The following is a 15,369-nucleotide window of genomic DNA, read 5'->3' on the forward strand; positions in this document are numbered from 1 at the left end:
GATTTTAGTGACGTTGAATAACCATAGCAGAAGCACCACCACCACCATTACATATAGCAGCAGCTCCAATTTTAGCGTCATTTTGTTCTAAAACGTTAAGTAGCGTAATTAAAATTCTAACTCCAGAACATCCAAGTGGGTGACCTAGTGATACAGCACCACCATTTACGTTAACATTAGAATCGTTTAGACCTAAAATTTTCATATTAGCTAATCCAACTACAGCAAAAGCTTCGTTAAATTCAAAATAATCAACATCTTTAAGATCGATGCCAGCTTTATTAATAGCTAATGGCAATGCTTTAGCAGGAGCGGTTGTAAACCATTTTGGCTCTTGAGCAGCATCTGCATAACTCAAAATTGTTGCAAGAGGTTTTAAACCTAATTCTTCAGCTTTTTCAGCACTCATTAACACCATTGCACCAGCACCATCATTAATAGTAGATGCATTTGCTGCAGTTACAGTTCCATCCTTACTAAAAGCAGGTCTTAAACCAGGTATTTTATCCATTTTAACATTAGTAAATTCTTCATCTTTACTAACAATAATAGGTTCTCCACGTCTTTGTGGAACTTCTACTGGAACGACTTCGTTATCAAATTTTCCGGCTTCCCAAGCAGCAGATGATCTATTGTAACTTTGTATAGCGTAGTTGTCTTGATCCTCTCTTGAAAAGTTATATTCTGTAGCACAAGCATCTGCACAAACACCCATTGCATTTTGATCGTATGCATCTACTAAACCGTCTTTTTGTAAACCATCAATTAAAGTAGCGGGACCAAATTTAGTTCCTGTTCTAGCATGAAGGTAATGCGGAATCATACTCATGTTTTCCATTCCTCCAGCAACCACTATATCATTATCACCTAAAGCAATACTTTGTGCAGCTTGCATAACTGTTTTCATACCAGATGCGCAAACTTTATTAATGGTTGTACAAGGTACTGTATTTGGTATTCCTGCATAAATAGCAGCTTGTCTAGCTGGTGCTTGACCATTACCAGCCTGAACAACATTTCCCATTAATACTTCTTGTACTAATTCTGGTTTTAAATTTATTTTATCTAAAGCTCCTTTAATAGCTATAGCTCCTAATTTTGTAGCAGGTACAGTGCTTAAAGCTCCTAAAAAACTTCCTATTGGTGTTCTAGCAGCAGAGACAATAACGACTTTTTTACTCATAATTTTTATGTAATATATTAGTCCCACGAAATTACTAATTTTTTAATAAAATTTAGGTTATTCTTGGGATTATAACTTAATAATAGGGTTATAATTTGTTACATTTGATAAACACGAGATTAAAGTATGAAAGATCAAATTAATACCATTTATAAAAACCATTCTCAGTTTTATAAGATATTATTGTTTTTAGCAACAACATTTTTAATCGTTTTTATTTTTCCAAAAAGCGGACGATTTAAGTATAATTTTGAAAAAGGGAAACCTTGGCAAACCGAAAATTTATATGCACCTTTTAATTTTGCAATTCAAAAATCAAAACTAAAAGTTACAGAAGAGCAAGAGCTTATAAAAGCTCAAACCACTTATTTTTTTGATAAAAACGAAACCATTGAAAAAAAAGTAAAAAATGAATATGAAAATGCTTTCAATAAAACATTTAATGATTCTATTGGTAACTTTAATAAGCTAAAATCTAAAGGTTTAGTGATATTGAATGACCTTTATCAGTATGGTATATTAAATGAAGATCTTAAAATTAACGAAAAAAGTAACGTTGTAATTTTAGTTGATAATGTTGAAAAAAAATCCGCATTATATACTAATTTAAAAAAACAAGGAAATATAAAAGACAACATTGAAAAAGAATTGAAAGAGGAAAATTTATTTAGATATTCAAATAAATTGACAGCTTTGTTTTTTGATATCATACAATCCAACCTATCTTACAATAAAACCCTTACAGATAATGTATTACAAGAGTCTTTAGATAAGATTTCTAGTAATCGAGGTGTAATTGATAAAGGGACCTTGATAATATCAAAAGGAGAGGTGGTAAATGATGATAAATATCAGGTATTAAATTCATTATCAAAGGAATATGAGTCTCAGGTTTGGAGTAAATCTAGCTATAATTGGATAGTTTTTGCATACACCTTATTAGTTGCTTTAGCGTTATTAATGTTGTTATTATTTATTAGAAAATATAGGTTAGATGTTTATAAAAACAATACCAAAGTTACTTTTATATTTTTTAACGTCTTAATTATTGTATTACTTACTACGTTAATCATAAATTATAATTCAGAATACGTCTATTTGGTACCAATAGCAATTTTACCCTTGGTATTAAAAGCTTTTTTTGATGCCAGATTAGGTTTGTTTACACATGTAATTACTGTTTTGTTATTAGGCTCTATTGTACCAAATAGCTATGAGTATATGTTTTTACAAATAATAGCAGGTATAGTTACTATTTTAACAGTATCAGAATTATATAAAAGAGCAAACCTTTTTATATCAGTTGGACAAATTACTTTAGTTTATATTATAGCTTACTTTGCTTTTTTTGTAATACATGAAGCCAGTATTGATAACTTAAAATGGGAAACCTTTGGACTATTTATATTATGCGGACTTGCAACCTTATTTGTGCAACCTTTAATTTATGTCTATGAAAAACTATTTGGTTTAGTGTCTGATGTTTCATTATTAGAATTATCCGACACCAATTCTAAACTTTTAAAAGAATTATCAAATAAAGCACCAGGAACATTTCATCACTCATTAAATGTGGCAAATTTAGCTGAAGCTTCAGCTAATGAGATTGAAGCCAATGCAATGCTAGTTAGAGTAGGTGCATTGTATCATGATATAGGAAAAATGAAATCGCCAACCTACTTTACAGAAAATCAATCCTCAGGAATTAATAGTCATGATGAATTATCGCCAAAAGAAAGTGCAAAAATAATTATTAATCATGTCTTAGATGGAATTGAAATAGCTAAAAGATATAATCTACCTGATCGCGTAATAGACTTTATTAGAACGCATCATGGAACAAGTCAAGTCTATTATTTTTATATGAAAGAAAAGGCTAATAGTGAAGCTGTAAACATCGAAGATTTTACTTATCCAGGTCCAAAACCTTTTAGTAAAGAAACTGCTATTTTAATGATGTGTGATAGTGTAGAGGCAGCTTCCAAAAGTTTAAAAGAACCAACATCAAGTAAAATTGATAATTTTGTTGAAAATATCATAAATAAACAAAAAGATGACGGTCAATTTTTGAATGCTAACATAACTTTTAAAGAAATTGAATCCATTAAAAAAGTGCTAAAACGCAAGCTTGCAAATATTTACCATCTTAGAATTGAATACCCTGAATAATTTTTCAAAAAAAACAGTAAAAAATGTTGTGTAATATAAGATGATATCTTAGATTTGCACCCGCAATTAATTGCAAAGTTCATTACAACATAATTAACGGAGAGGTGCCTGAGTGGCCGAAAGGAGCGGTTTGCTAAATCGTCGTAGGTGGAAACACTTACCCAGGGTTCGAATCCCTGTCTCTCCGCTATTATTTTCTCAAAATTTTTATTTTGATAACCTTTTTCGGGGTGTAGCGTAGCCCGGTTATCGCGCCACGTTTGGGACGTGGAGGCCGCAGGTTCGAATCCTGCCACCCCGACTTTTTATTGCTACGGGCTCGTAGCTCAGCTGGATAGAGCACCTCCCTTCTAAGGAGGCGGTCACAGGTTCGAATCCTGTCGGGCTCACTTAAAGCTTCACTAGAAATAGTGAAGCTTTTTTGTTTTAAATTGATTTCTTATATTTTACTATTCTTTAAGTACTTTTAAGATAGAAGTAATAATTGTTACATCACTTAATAATTAAGCTTGATACCATTTTTATGGTATTATTAAAGATTCTTAAATTATCAATTAAGTACGCGTTTATTATTTTTGAAAGTTTAAATATTTAATAAATTTACTACCGACGAATAAGGAAAGCAATATGAATAAAAAAATAGCTTACTTAGAGCTTCATTAGAAATAGTGAAGCTTTTTTGTTTTATATGGTTTTTGTGTTCTATTTTTTTTAGCCCAACATAAAGCGTTGGTTTTTAGGTGATTATGTTTTCGAATTGCATTTCATCGAAAATTTTAAAAAAAAATTATTTTGTTTCGAAAAAAAGATTAATTTTGCACTCCCAAATCGCTATGTAAGCAAAAGTTTACATATAATAATTTTTATAAATGAATAACCTACTTAAATTCGTGGCATGTCTATGCCTTATTTTTTCATCAACTAGTTGTAGTCTAGAACCTTTGGAGGGTCAAAACTCTGGCAATTCTACAAAAATTAGTAATGCAACAGCAACTACTTTTTGTGATAATCAAGATCCGCAATCTAGACTAATTAACAATGGAACGATAGCGTATACGTTTACAATTATAGATATTGACCAAAATGTTATTGAAATTTTAAATGTAGCTCCTGGAACTTCATCTTCTTGGTCAAGTTTTAATGAAGGACAAACTATTTTTAGTGTTGATGGGTCTGCATACAATGTATCAGACAGTAAAGTTGTTTTAGATATGTCTACTTGTACTAAAGTAGAAATCGTAATTAACAATTTAAATGAAGTTAATGAACCAATCATTTTAACTTTAGATTAAATTTTTACTGAACTTATTATAGTTTTTGAGTTTTCGAGGATGGTGGTGAAAAATAAATAGTTTTTACCACCATCTTTAATTTTAAACTTATTTCTAATTTGAGCAACTGTTTCAGAAAAGTTTCTTGTGGTAATATTTGCTTGATTTAAGTTTATTTCTTTCTTATAAGATTTTTTATTGTATGCTATTGTTTTGATTATTTTAAAACGTCTTCCAGGAAATTGAATTAAATCATTACTTGTATATAAATGCGAGTGTTTGTGTAGTTTATATATGTTTTTAATACCTGCAATACTATTAAATGCTCCTGATTTTAAAATGGCTGTATTTGGCTCGTATAGATAATTTAAAGGTTGACTGTAAGTAGGAGTAGTTTCTAATTCGTTTTTTAAAGTAAAATTAAAACGCTGTGTATCTTTATTAGTAATATTTATTGTTTTGATTTCTATTTCATTACTAAAATCTTTTTCTAAAATCCATAAAAGCTCTTTTACTTCGTTATTTACTGCTACACAATGAATGTGTTTTACGTTTTGTAATTCGCTAATTCCAGATGTAATATCTAAGATTGGTGACGTTTTTATCATTATATTCTTAGAATACTGAAAAAGCATATCCAAGTTTTCTGGAACATTTGGTAAGCAATCTTTAAGTAAAAAAACTTTACCTTTAATATCATTTCTTCTTGATGGATCAATGTAAATCCAATCTACTTTTTTACCAATAGTTTTTAAAACTTCTAGTCCATCATTTGCATGAAACGTTATGTTGTTTACTTTTAACTTAGATGTATTCTTTTCTACTATTTCAGATAAACTAACGTTTAAATCGCAATGTATTACTGTATCTACTTTTTTTGAAAAATAGTAACAATCTACACCAAATCCTCCAGTAATATCAATGATTGATTTTCCTGAAATTAAATTAGATTTATATTGTGCTGTAACTTCTGAGGATGTTTGCTCTATATTAAGTTTAGGCGGAAAGTATATGTTAGGAGTATTAAACCAAGTCGGTAATTTTTTTTCACACTTTTTTTTAGATTCAATTTGTGTGATTATATCTTGTTTTAAATTATTATCAAAGGGAATTCCTTTTAAAGCTAAATTGGCTAGGTCAGAATTAATATTTTGATTAATGAATTCTTGTATTTTGGGGTCTAAAATGGCTTTATTAAAATTAGTCATCCAAGCCTTGTGTCAATTTATTTACCACTCTGTATTCTGATAAAAACTCCTTTGATATAACTTTTATTGCTGTATATGTTGGTACTGCTAATATCATACCTACTATACCAAAAAGTAATCCTGCTATGATTATTACTAAAAATATCTCTAAAGGGTGAGAATTAACACTTTTAGAAAATATAAAAGGTTGGCTAATAAAATTATCTACAAGTTGTGCGATTATAAAACCAATCATAACATACATTGTTTTTGGTAAAATTACATCGCTAAAATTTTCGCCTAAATTACTAGACATACTTAACAGGATTAGCAAAAATGCACTAATTATTGGTCCTACGTATGGTATTATATTTAGTAATGCACACAGTGTTGCTATAATTACAGCATTTTCGATTCCAAAAATTAATAGTACGATGGAGTAAATTGTAAATAGTATTAATAGTTGCAATACTAAGCCACCAAAATATCTTGTTAATAAATCACGAATAGTTACAAAGGATTTTCTTAATCTTTTTTCATGCTTTTTAGGAAGCACAGTTACTATACCTGTACTCATTAATTTGCTGTCTTTTAAGAAGAAAAAGGAAATAAAAAGCACTGAAAATAATCCTATGCTAAAGCTTCCTAGTCCTGATATAAAATAGTTTAAAAATTCTGGTATAACTCCAAAATTAATTTTTGACATTATTTTAGAGTCTTTGAAAGATTCTTCCACTTCGTTTGTGCTTAAGCCAAAATGACTTATTGCTTCTTTATATAAGTTTTCGATATTAGATTGTAATAAATCTATATCTAATAAAGATAAATTTTGTCCTTGTTCTATAATTAAAGGGATAAATAAACTAATTAACCCGAAAACAAGACTTAAAAATAATATCATGGTAGATACTACAGCCAGCGTATCGGAAAATTTTAATCTATTTTTTAAAAACACGACTAATGGTCGTCCCAACAGGGATACAACTCCAGCTATTACCAAATAAACAATTACAGATTGTATCTTATACACAAACCATATCAATAAGGCTAATCCTAATAGGACAGCACAAGCTTTTAAAATTCCGTTTGCAATTGTTCTTGAAGTCATATATGTAAATATATAATTATTGAAATTTATTTTAGCGAAAACTGTTTAGTAATTTCATATAGTGTGATACTAGTGGCTTGAACAACATTCATGCTACTATTTTGGCCAAACATATTTATATGTACTATGGCATCGCTAATTTTTAGGACTTCCTCGGATACTCCAAAGTTTTCATCTCCTATAATTAATGCGATAGGTTGATTAGGATTAAATTTAACTTTATTTAATGCTTGACTATTTGTAGATATTTCTAAAGAAAGAATAAAATAATTGTTTTCCTTTAATTTGTTAACGACTTCTAATGCTGATTTATGCATTTCATAATTCACAGACTTTTCTGTAGCACGAGAAGTTTTGGTCATTTTTCTACCTAAAGGAATGTCTGTTCCACAAAATATTAATTTTTCTATACCAAAAGCATCACAAGCTCTAAACAAACTTCCAATATTTGGTGCGTTTGAAACGTTTTGACATACAACTGTTACAGGAAATTGTTGTTGTTTAAATTTTGAATTATAGTGTGTAAGTTGCAAATTTATAGATGCTATTTAATACTTATTAGTAAATAAAGATAATATTAGTTAAAATTAAAATGATTTAAGCTAATATAATTTAAAGTATGTAATAGGAGTTAGGCTTATTCAAATTAATTTTCAAAAGCATATTTAACAATATTAGCTCCCATTTTTAAAGCTTTAAGTCTGATGTCTTCTGGATCATTATGTACTTCTTGATCTTCCCAACCGTCTCCTAAATCACTTTCAAAAGTAAATAGTACCACTAATCTAGTGTCATGATATAATCCAAAAGCTTGTGGTCTTTTACCATCATGCTCATGAATTTTTGGTAATCCGTCTTTAAATAAAAAAGCTGTACTAAAAATTGGATGTGTTATTGGAAGCTCTTCTAATTCTTGATTTGGAAAAATTTGTTTTAAGGCAGCCACTACATAAGGTTGCATTCCATAATTGTCATCAATATGCAAAAAACCACCTGACTTTAAATAAATACGTAAATTTTCAGCTTCGTCATCGTCAAATATTACATTTCCATGACCTGTCATGTGTAACAAAGGAAACCTAAAAACATCACTACTTCCAGCTTCTACGGTTTCTGGTTTTGTATTTATTTTGGTATCAATATTTGCGTTACAAAACTTAATAAGGTTAGGTAGTGCTGTTGGATTACTATACCAGTCTCCACCACCTTTATATTTTAGTATTGCTAAATCTTGACTATGTAAGAAAACAGAGAATAACAAAAATACTATTAAGTGTCTTAGTTTCATAAATTACTCGTTTATAAAAGCAATACTATGACATGCAACTATTGCTGCAGTCTCTGTACGTAACCTTGTTTCTCCCAAAGTTACAGGAATAAATTTATTTTGAATTGCCATTTTTATTTCTTTAACAGAAAAATCGCCTTCAGGTCCAATTAAAATGGTAATTTTTTTATTAGGAAGTACTTGTGATTTTAAAGATTTTTTATCGGTTTCCTCGCAATGTGCAATATAGGTGTCTCCATCAAAATTTTGATTAATATAGTCTTTAAATGTTATTGGCGCATTTAAAATAGGGTAGTAGCAGCTTAAAGATTGTTTCATTGCAGATTGAATTATCTTATCAAAACGTTCAATTTTGACTACTTTTCTTTCGCTATGATCACAAATTATTGGTGTGATGCTGGTAATACCAATTTCTGTAGCTTTTTCTAAAAACCACTCGTAACGATCATTCATTTTAGTTGGTGCAACAGCTAAATGTAATTGATAATTTTTAGGCGCTTGATGTGTGGTGTTTAAAATATTTACAACACAGTTTTTTTGATCTGCAATGGTCAATTCAGCTTCAAATAAATACCCTTTACCATTGGTAATGTTAAGTAGGTCACCTGTTTTTTTACGTAATACTTTAACAATGTGCCTACTCTCGTCCTTAGGAAACGAAAATTGATTAGTATCTGGAGCTATATCTGGATTGTAAAATAATTGCATATCACTTATTTTGCGATTACCTTTAAAACTTTAATTTCCTTAATCTTTTTAATTCTTTCGGTTTTTAAAATAATATAAAAACCATTGCTTTCTTCAACTCTTACAGTATAAAGGGTATCTAGTTTATTATCTAAATTAAAGGCTTGTTCTTCCACTTCTAAAGGCATTTTTCCTTCTTTTAGCCATCCAGAATCTCCACCACGTTTAGCGTTTTTATCCATAGAATAACGCTTTGCTAAATCGTCAAAACTTATACCTTCTTCAAAAGATTTAAATATTTCATTTTTATATTGTACAATTTGTGTCGCATCTAACGTGTTACCATCAAAATAGATATAACTAATACGGTAATGTCTTTCGTCTGTTTTATCTATAACCTTGTAATGTGTTGTGTTAAATTCCGATTTAACGACCTCTGTACCACCAACACTAGTATTCATTAATTTTGTAGCTAGTTTGGTTTTGTGCTTTTCTTCGTTAAAAATTAAAATTTTATTTTTTCTAGATTTTTTACTTACCAAAAATTTTTCAGCTTGTTCTACCGTTACAATAGTATCTAATTCTTTTTCTAAATCTTTTTGAGCATATATAGAAACAGTTAGTAAGCAAATAGTAAGTTTAATAAGGGTTTTCATTTTGTATAAAGGAATTTTAATTTCAACAAAAAAACAAAATTAAAGTTTAAATGAAGAAAAATTATTGCTTTTAGTACTATCGCAATTATATTTTAAGTCTAGAGTTGGCCATAACATTTTGTTCCGCAAAGTCACCATCTAAAAATTTTAGGTAGCCAACAATAGCTATCATAGCTGCATTGTCTGTGGTAAATTCAAATTTAGGCACGTAGGTTGTCCAACCATGCTTGGTTTCGGCATCTTTTAACGCTTGTCTAATTCCGCTATTTGCAGATACGCCACCACCTATGGCAATATGTTTAATATCTGTTAATTTAACTGCTTTTTTTAACTTGTCTGTCAGAATACCAATTATAGTATACTGTATAGATGCACAGATGTCGTTAAGGTTTTCTGCTATAAAATTAGGGTTAAGTTTAACTTGTTTTTGGATAAAGTACAATACAGCAGTCTTAAAACCTGAAAAACTAAAATTAAGTCCATCCACTCTAGGTTTAGTAAAAGGGAAGGCTTTAGGACTACCTAGTTGTGCAAGTTTGTCTATTTGTGGACCAGCAGGATAGCCTAATCCTAATATTTTACCACTTTTATCAAATGCTTCTCCAACAGCATCATCAATAGTTTCTCCAATAACTTCCATATCAAAGTAATGTTTGACTTTTACAATCTGTGTGTGTCCACCAGAGATAGTCATGGCTAAAAACGGAAATGGAGGCTTTTTAAAACCGTCCTCTTCAATAAAATGCGCCAATATATGTGCTTGCATATGGTTTACATCAATTAAAGGGATATCTAATCCAAAAGCTAACGATTTTGCAAACGATGTACCTACAAGTAGGCTACCCATTAATCCTGGGCCTTTTGTAAAAGCAATAGCACTAAGTTGGTCTTTAGTAATTCCGGCTTGCTTTAAAGCTTGATCTACTACAGGTACAATATTTTGTTGATGCGCTCTAGAGGCTAATTCTGGTACAACACCACCATAGGCTTCATGTATTTTTTGACTGGCAATAACGTTGCTTAATATTTTTCCATTTAGGATTACAGAAGCAGCTGTATCATCACAAGAACTTTCAATTCCGAGTATATAAATATTTTGTGAAGTCATTAGTTATTTTTAGGCATAATAATTGTTAATTTTGATGAAATGTTTAACAACTCAATTACATTTGTTATAATAATTACAAAAGTAAGTTATTCCGTATAATTTTTAACTTTAAAAGCAATATCAAAAAAATTCTCAAAATAATAGGTAAACTGATAGCTATCTTGCTATTGTTATTCGTCATTGTGGTGTTAGTTTTATCTATTCCTGCGGTTCAAACGCGTTTAGGTAAATCTGCCACTAATTGGGTAAATGAGCAATATAAAACTAATATTAATATAGAAAAGATTGGTTTACAGTTTAATGGAGAGGTTGAGATTAAAGGCGTATTAATTAGAGATTATAAAAAGGATACCTTAATTAGTGCAAGCCAGCTAAATACATCCATAGTTAATTTTAAAAATTTATATAAAGGAAAATTAAATTTTGCAGACATTGATTTAGAAGATTTAATTTTTAATATCGTTACTTATAAGGACGAAACAGATACTAATCTTGATGTTTTTGTTGCTAGATTTGACGACGACAATCCTAGACCAGAAAAAAGCACCTTTTTATTATCCTCTAGTGATGTAACAATTTCTAACGGAACGTTTAATTTTATAAACTATAATAAGGAGACACCACAGATACTAAATTTTCATGGTATAAATTTAAATGGAACCAATTTTGTAATTGATGGTAGTGATGTCAAAACCAGAATAAATACCATGCAATTTGTAGATAGTCGTGGTTTAAAATTAGAAAATCTAACCTCTAATTTTTCGTATACATTATCTCAAATGCGTTTTGACGACTTAAATTTAAAAACACCACAGTCTTATCTGCAAGGAGATCTAATATTTAGTTATAACAGAGCAGATTTTAAAGAGTTTGAAGACAAAGTTAAAGTAGAGGCTAATTTTACAGAAGGAAGCGTTTTATTAGACGAATTAAATGTGTTTTACAACGAATTTGGTATAAACCAAAGAGCAGATTTTTCGACAAAATTATATGGTACACTTAACAATCTAACTGCTCAAAATTTAAAGTTAGAGACCAGTCGAAACACTAAAATTTACGGAACACTTAATTTTAAAAACCTATTTAATGCTGAAGATAATAACTTTGCTATGCAAGGTGATTTTGAAAATTTATCCTCAAATTATAAAGACTTAAAAGCACTGCTACCTAATGTATTAGGACAATCAATACCAACCATATTTGATAAGTTAGGAAACTTTAAGGTGGTTGGAAACACTAATATTACAACACAAAAGATAAAAGCAGATCTAGAGATAAGCACCTCTTTAGGTTACGTAAATTCCAATTTAGAAATGTCTAACATTAATAATATTGATTACGCATCCTATAAAGGTAATATTATTTTGGACGAGTTTAATTTGGGTAAAATGTTAGACGATCCCAATTTAGGTAGCACCTCGTTAAATGTAGATGTTGATGGTGTTGGTTTTAAAAAAGAAAATTTAAAAACTCAACTAAAAGGTGACATTTACAGTATAAATTATAACAAATATACTTATCAAGGTATTGTAGTTAATGGACAATACAAACAAAGTAAGTTTAATGGTAAATTAGTTGCTAACGACAAAAATTTACAACTAGAGTTTAATGGATTAGCAGATTTATCTAAAAATGTCAGAACCTTTGATTTTGAAGCCAAAGTTGATTATGCCAACTTAAAAGCACTTAATTTTTATAACAGAGACGAACAATCAGAGTTTAAAGGTATAGTGGACATGAAAATGACTGCTAATAATATCGATGATGCAGTTGGTAGTATCAATTTTAAAAATACAGTGTATAAAAATGAGAACGACACCTATACATTTAAGGACTTTGCTATTAGTTCTGAGTTTTTAGACAACGAACGATTTATTAAAGTAAACTCTCCAGAAATTGTCGAAGGACAATTAAAAGGAAACTTTAAATTTAATGACTTAGGGCTACTTTTTGAAAATTCGCTTAAAAGTATCTACACTAATTATGTTCCAAATAAAATTGAAGGTAATCAATATGTAGATTTTAACTTTAAAATTTATAATAAAATAATTGAAGTCTTTTTACCAGAAGTAGAAGTAGGTGCAAACACCTTTATTAAAGGTCGTGTAGAGAGTAACGAAAAAGCATTTAAGCTAACGTTTAAATCTCCTAAGATTAAATTGTTAGACTATTTTGCAGATGCAATTGAGGTGCAAGTGGATAATAATAACCCTTTATTTAACACTTACGTAGAAGTTGATAGCGTATACACCAAGCACTACAGCGTGTCTAAGTTTAATTTAATTAACGTGACTTTAAACGATACTTTGTTTATGAGATCAGAGTTTAAAGGAGGTAAACGTAATGACGATTTTTATAACTTAAGTTTTTATCATACTATCAATAAAGACAACCAATCTGTAGTTGGTTTTAAAAAGAGTGATGTTACTTTTAAAGGTAATAAATGGTATGTAAATGAAGAAAAAAACAAGTTAAATAAAGTAATATTTGACAGAGATTTTAAAGATTTTAAAATTGAGGAGTTAGTTATGAATCATGAAAATGAAGAAATTAAACTAGCCGGAACTATAAAAGACTCAACCTACAAAGACATAAAATTAAATTTTAAAGATGTCGATTTAAATAAAATTGTTCCCGATTTTGATGGTCTTACTTTAGCAGGTAATATTAACGGTAATCTTGATGTTTTACAACAAAACGGAAGCTATTTACCAAATTCTGCAATAACCATTGATAATTTAGAAGTCAACGACACTTTTTTAGGATCTTTTGATGCTAAAATCACAGGTAACGCTACATTATCTAATTACATTGTAGATGCTAAGATTAAGGATGATGACACCAATTCATTTACAGCAAAAGGTAATATAAATATTGCTGCAGATGATGCCTATATCGATGTGGATTTGGATTTCAATAAATTCAGTTTAAAAATACTAAACCCTTTCCTAGAAGGCGTTTTAAGCGATATAAGAGGAGATGTTTTTGGAACAGCTAAAGTGGTAGGTAGTTTAGATAAACCTAATTTTAACGGACAATTAAATATAGATAAAGGTGGTTTAGGTGTGCCTTATTTAAATGTAGATTATGCATTTCAGGATAAAGCTTCTGTTAGTTTAAAAAATCAAAGTTTTATATTTAACACCATAAATATTACAGATACAAAAGAAGACTCAAAAGGTGTTTTAGACGGAAGTATTAGTCATACTAATTTTTCTAAATGGAAATTAGATTTAAATCTAGAAACACAACGATTACTAGTTTTGGATACTAAAGAAACCGAAGAGTCTTTATATTATGGTACAGGATTTATTGGTGGATCAGCCTCAATTTTTGGACCAACCGAGAGTTTAAGCATTAATGTTATTGGTGAAACTAAAAAAGGTACAGTCTTTAAAATACCATTGAATGATAACGAGTCCTTTGGTGATAATTCAATCATTCACTTTTTAAGTCCAGAAGAAAAAAAAGCTAAACAAGAAGGTATTGTTTTAGAAAATGAGACAGATTCAGGTTTAGATTTAAATTTCGAATTGGATGTAACCGAAGAAGCTGAAATAGAAATATTAATCGATAAAACTTCTGGAAGTACTATTAAAGGTCGTGGTGTTGGTGGTTTATTAATTGAAATAAATACAAATAATAAATTTAATATGTATGGTGACTTTGTGGTTTATGAAGGCGTTTACAACTTCTTTTATGGAGGCGTTATTCAGAAAAAATTTATTGTAGAGCCATATACAAGTACACTAGCATGGAATGGAAAGCCATTAGACGCTATAATAAACATTGAGGCTAAATATTTAACACGTGCTAATCCATCACCATTATTAGATAGTCCAATTAATAGAAGCATTCCAGTAGAGCTTACTTTAGCTTTATCTGATCGATTAGAAAGACCAGAAATTAACTACCAATTTGACTTTCCAACAACAAGTTCGACAATTAAATCAGAGCTAGATTATAGGCTTGATACAAATGAAGAAAAAGAAAGTCAAGCTTTATTTTTAATTGCAACTGGTGCGTTTAGTAGTGGATTAAACGATATTAATTTTACTGGAACATTAACTGAGCGATTAAATGGATTAGTTAATAACCTGTTATCTAGTGGTGACGGTAAATTTGATATTGGTGTTAATTTTGAAGCTGGAACCAATAACCCAGAATACCAAACAGACAACCGTGTTGGTCTAACATTGCAAACCAAAATATCTGATCGTGTATTAATTAATGGTAAGGTTGGTGTTCCTGTTGGTGGTTTAGGTGATTCTGTTATTGCAGGAGACGTTCAAGTAGACTTTTTATTAAATGAAGAAGGTACACTTACCGCAAAAGTGTTTAATCGCGAAAATAGTATCCGTAATTTTGGAGAAGAGATTGGTTACACACAAGGTGTTGGTTTATCTTATAGCGTCTCGTTTGATACTTTTGGCGAATTAATGCGAAAAATTTTCAACCCTTCAAAATTAGACGAAGAGGATAATGAAGGTATTATTTTGGAGGACGAAACTCCAGAAAAAAAATCTGAAAACAATGCTCCCTTTCCTCAAAATATGATTATCAAAGAAGAGGAATAGCAGATTATCAATTCTGTATTTTTCTTCATTTAACAGCCTGTATTTTATTAAGTTATTAACGAAAACGTTATAGTTTTGCGCTTATTGCAAAATTTTGTTAAAAGCGATGTCATATATAATATTTGTTTAGTAATT

General features: G+C 29.7%; 11 protein-coding genes and 3 tRNA genes. 6 read left to right on the forward strand and 8 right to left on the reverse strand.

Going from position 1 to position 15,369, the window contains the following annotated elements:
* Positions 1 to 4 precede the first annotated feature (4 nt).
* Positions 5 to 1,183, reverse strand: a complete 1,179-nt coding sequence (locus tag JM82_RS04800; protein ID WP_145001605.1) for an acetyl-CoA C-acyltransferase — start codon at positions 1,181 to 1,183, stop codon at positions 5 to 7.
* 126 nt (positions 1,184 to 1,309) lie between these two features.
* On the opposite strand from JM82_RS04800, the gene JM82_RS04805 reads away from it, so the two are divergent.
* The 5 genes from JM82_RS04805 (at position 1,310) to JM82_RS04825 (ending at position 4,644) form a co-directional block, all read left to right on the forward strand.
* Entirely contained in the window at positions 1,310 to 3,352 is a 2,043-nt protein-coding gene (locus JM82_RS04805; RefSeq protein ID WP_145001606.1) for an HD family phosphohydrolase, read from the forward strand.
* Between the two features lie 98 nt (positions 3,353 to 3,450).
* A tRNA-Ser gene (locus JM82_RS04810) sits at positions 3,451 to 3,539 on the forward strand.
* 39 nt (positions 3,540 to 3,578) lie between these two features.
* Positions 3,579 to 3,653, forward strand: a tRNA-Pro gene (locus tag JM82_RS04815).
* A gap of 14 nt (positions 3,654 to 3,667) precedes the next feature.
* Positions 3,668 to 3,741 (forward strand) — tRNA-Arg (locus tag JM82_RS04820).
* A gap of 480 nt (positions 3,742 to 4,221) precedes the next feature.
* The gene (locus JM82_RS04825) at positions 4,222 to 4,644 is read left to right on the forward strand and encodes a hypothetical protein (protein WP_145001607.1); all 423 of its coding nucleotides are present in this window, start codon (positions 4,222 to 4,224) and stop codon (positions 4,642 to 4,644) included.
* On the opposite strand, the gene JM82_RS04830 is transcribed toward JM82_RS04825, so the two are convergent.
* The 7 genes from JM82_RS04830 to tsaD form a co-directional block, all read right to left on the reverse strand.
* The gene (locus tag JM82_RS04830) at positions 4,641 to 5,831 is read right to left on the reverse strand and encodes a class I SAM-dependent methyltransferase (protein WP_145001608.1); all 1,191 of its coding nucleotides are present in this window, start codon (positions 5,829 to 5,831) and stop codon (positions 4,641 to 4,643) included. The two genes, JM82_RS04825 and JM82_RS04830, sit on opposite strands and share 4 nt — an antisense overlap.
* Positions 5,824 to 6,918, reverse strand: coding sequence for an AI-2E family transporter (locus JM82_RS04835; protein WP_145001609.1), 1,095 nt, complete (start codon positions 6,916 to 6,918; stop codon positions 5,824 to 5,826). The genes JM82_RS04830 and JM82_RS04835 overlap by 8 nt, the downstream gene beginning before the upstream one ends.
* A gap of 26 nt (positions 6,919 to 6,944) precedes the next feature.
* Positions 6,945 to 7,451 (reverse strand): TrmH family RNA methyltransferase, encoded by a 507-nt coding sequence (locus tag JM82_RS04840; RefSeq protein ID WP_145001610.1) that lies wholly within the window; start codon positions 7,449 to 7,451, stop codon positions 6,945 to 6,947.
* Positions 7,452 to 7,564: 113 nt separating this feature from the next.
* On the reverse strand, positions 7,565 to 8,206 hold the full coding sequence (locus JM82_RS04845) for a DUF4159 domain-containing protein (RefSeq protein ID WP_145001611.1): 642 nt from the start codon (positions 8,204 to 8,206) through the stop codon (positions 7,565 to 7,567).
* Between the two features lie 3 nt (positions 8,207 to 8,209).
* Positions 8,210 to 8,914, reverse strand: a complete 705-nt coding sequence (locus tag JM82_RS04850) for a 16S rRNA (uracil(1498)-N(3))-methyltransferase (protein WP_145001612.1) — start codon at positions 8,912 to 8,914, stop codon at positions 8,210 to 8,212.
* A gap of 5 nt (positions 8,915 to 8,919) precedes the next feature.
* Complete coding sequence (locus JM82_RS04855; protein WP_145001613.1) at positions 8,920 to 9,549, reverse strand: peptidylprolyl isomerase; 630 nt, start codon at positions 9,547 to 9,549, stop codon at positions 8,920 to 8,922.
* An 85-nt stretch (positions 9,550 to 9,634) separates the two neighbouring features.
* The gene (gene tsaD, locus JM82_RS04860; RefSeq protein WP_145001614.1) at positions 9,635 to 10,657 is read right to left on the reverse strand and encodes a tRNA (adenosine(37)-N6)-threonylcarbamoyltransferase complex transferase subunit TsaD; all 1,023 of its coding nucleotides are present in this window, start codon (positions 10,655 to 10,657) and stop codon (positions 9,635 to 9,637) included.
* A 161-nt stretch (positions 10,658 to 10,818) separates the two neighbouring features.
* Here tsaD and JM82_RS04865 point away from each other — a divergent pair, with 161 nt between their 5' ends.
* Positions 10,819 to 15,234, forward strand: a complete 4,416-nt coding sequence (locus tag JM82_RS04865; RefSeq protein ID WP_261375310.1) for a translocation/assembly module TamB — start codon at positions 10,819 to 10,821, stop codon at positions 15,232 to 15,234.
* Positions 15,235 to 15,369: the final 135 nt, after the last annotated feature.

The organism is Olleya sp. Hel_I_94, from assembly GCF_007827365.1.
In the GTDB taxonomy this organism is placed as follows: Bacteria; Bacteroidota; Bacteroidia; order Flavobacteriales; family Flavobacteriaceae; genus Olleya.

Bases quoted from the DNA above. Each gene is read 5' to 3' on its own strand.
- JM82_RS04800 (WP_145001605.1), bottom strand. From the start codon at position 1,183: ATGAGTAAAAAAGTCGTTATTGTCTCTGCTGCTAGAACACCAATAGGA.
- JM82_RS04805 (WP_145001606.1), top strand. From the start codon at position 1,310: ATGAAAGATCAAATTAATACCATTTATAAAAACCATTCTCAGTTTTAT.
- JM82_RS04825 (WP_145001607.1), top strand. From the start codon at position 4,222: ATGAATAACCTACTTAAATTCGTGGCATGTCTATGCCTTATTTTTTCA.
- JM82_RS04830 (WP_145001608.1), bottom strand. From the start codon at position 5,831: ATGACTAATTTTAATAAAGCCATTTTAGACCCCAAAATACAAGAATTC.
- JM82_RS04835 (WP_145001609.1), bottom strand. From the start codon at position 6,918: ATGACTTCAAGAACAATTGCAAACGGAATTTTAAAAGCTTGTGCTGTC.
- JM82_RS04845 (WP_145001611.1), bottom strand. From the start codon at position 8,206: ATGAAACTAAGACACTTAATAGTATTTTTGTTATTCTCTGTTTTCTTA.
- JM82_RS04850 (WP_145001612.1), bottom strand. From the start codon at position 8,914: ATGCAATTATTTTACAATCCAGATATAGCTCCAGATACTAATCAATTT.
- JM82_RS04855 (WP_145001613.1), bottom strand. From the start codon at position 9,549: ATGAAAACCCTTATTAAACTTACTATTTGCTTACTAACTGTTTCTATA.
- tsaD (WP_145001614.1), bottom strand. From the start codon at position 10,657: ATGACTTCACAAAATATTTATATACTCGGAATTGAAAGTTCTTGTGAT.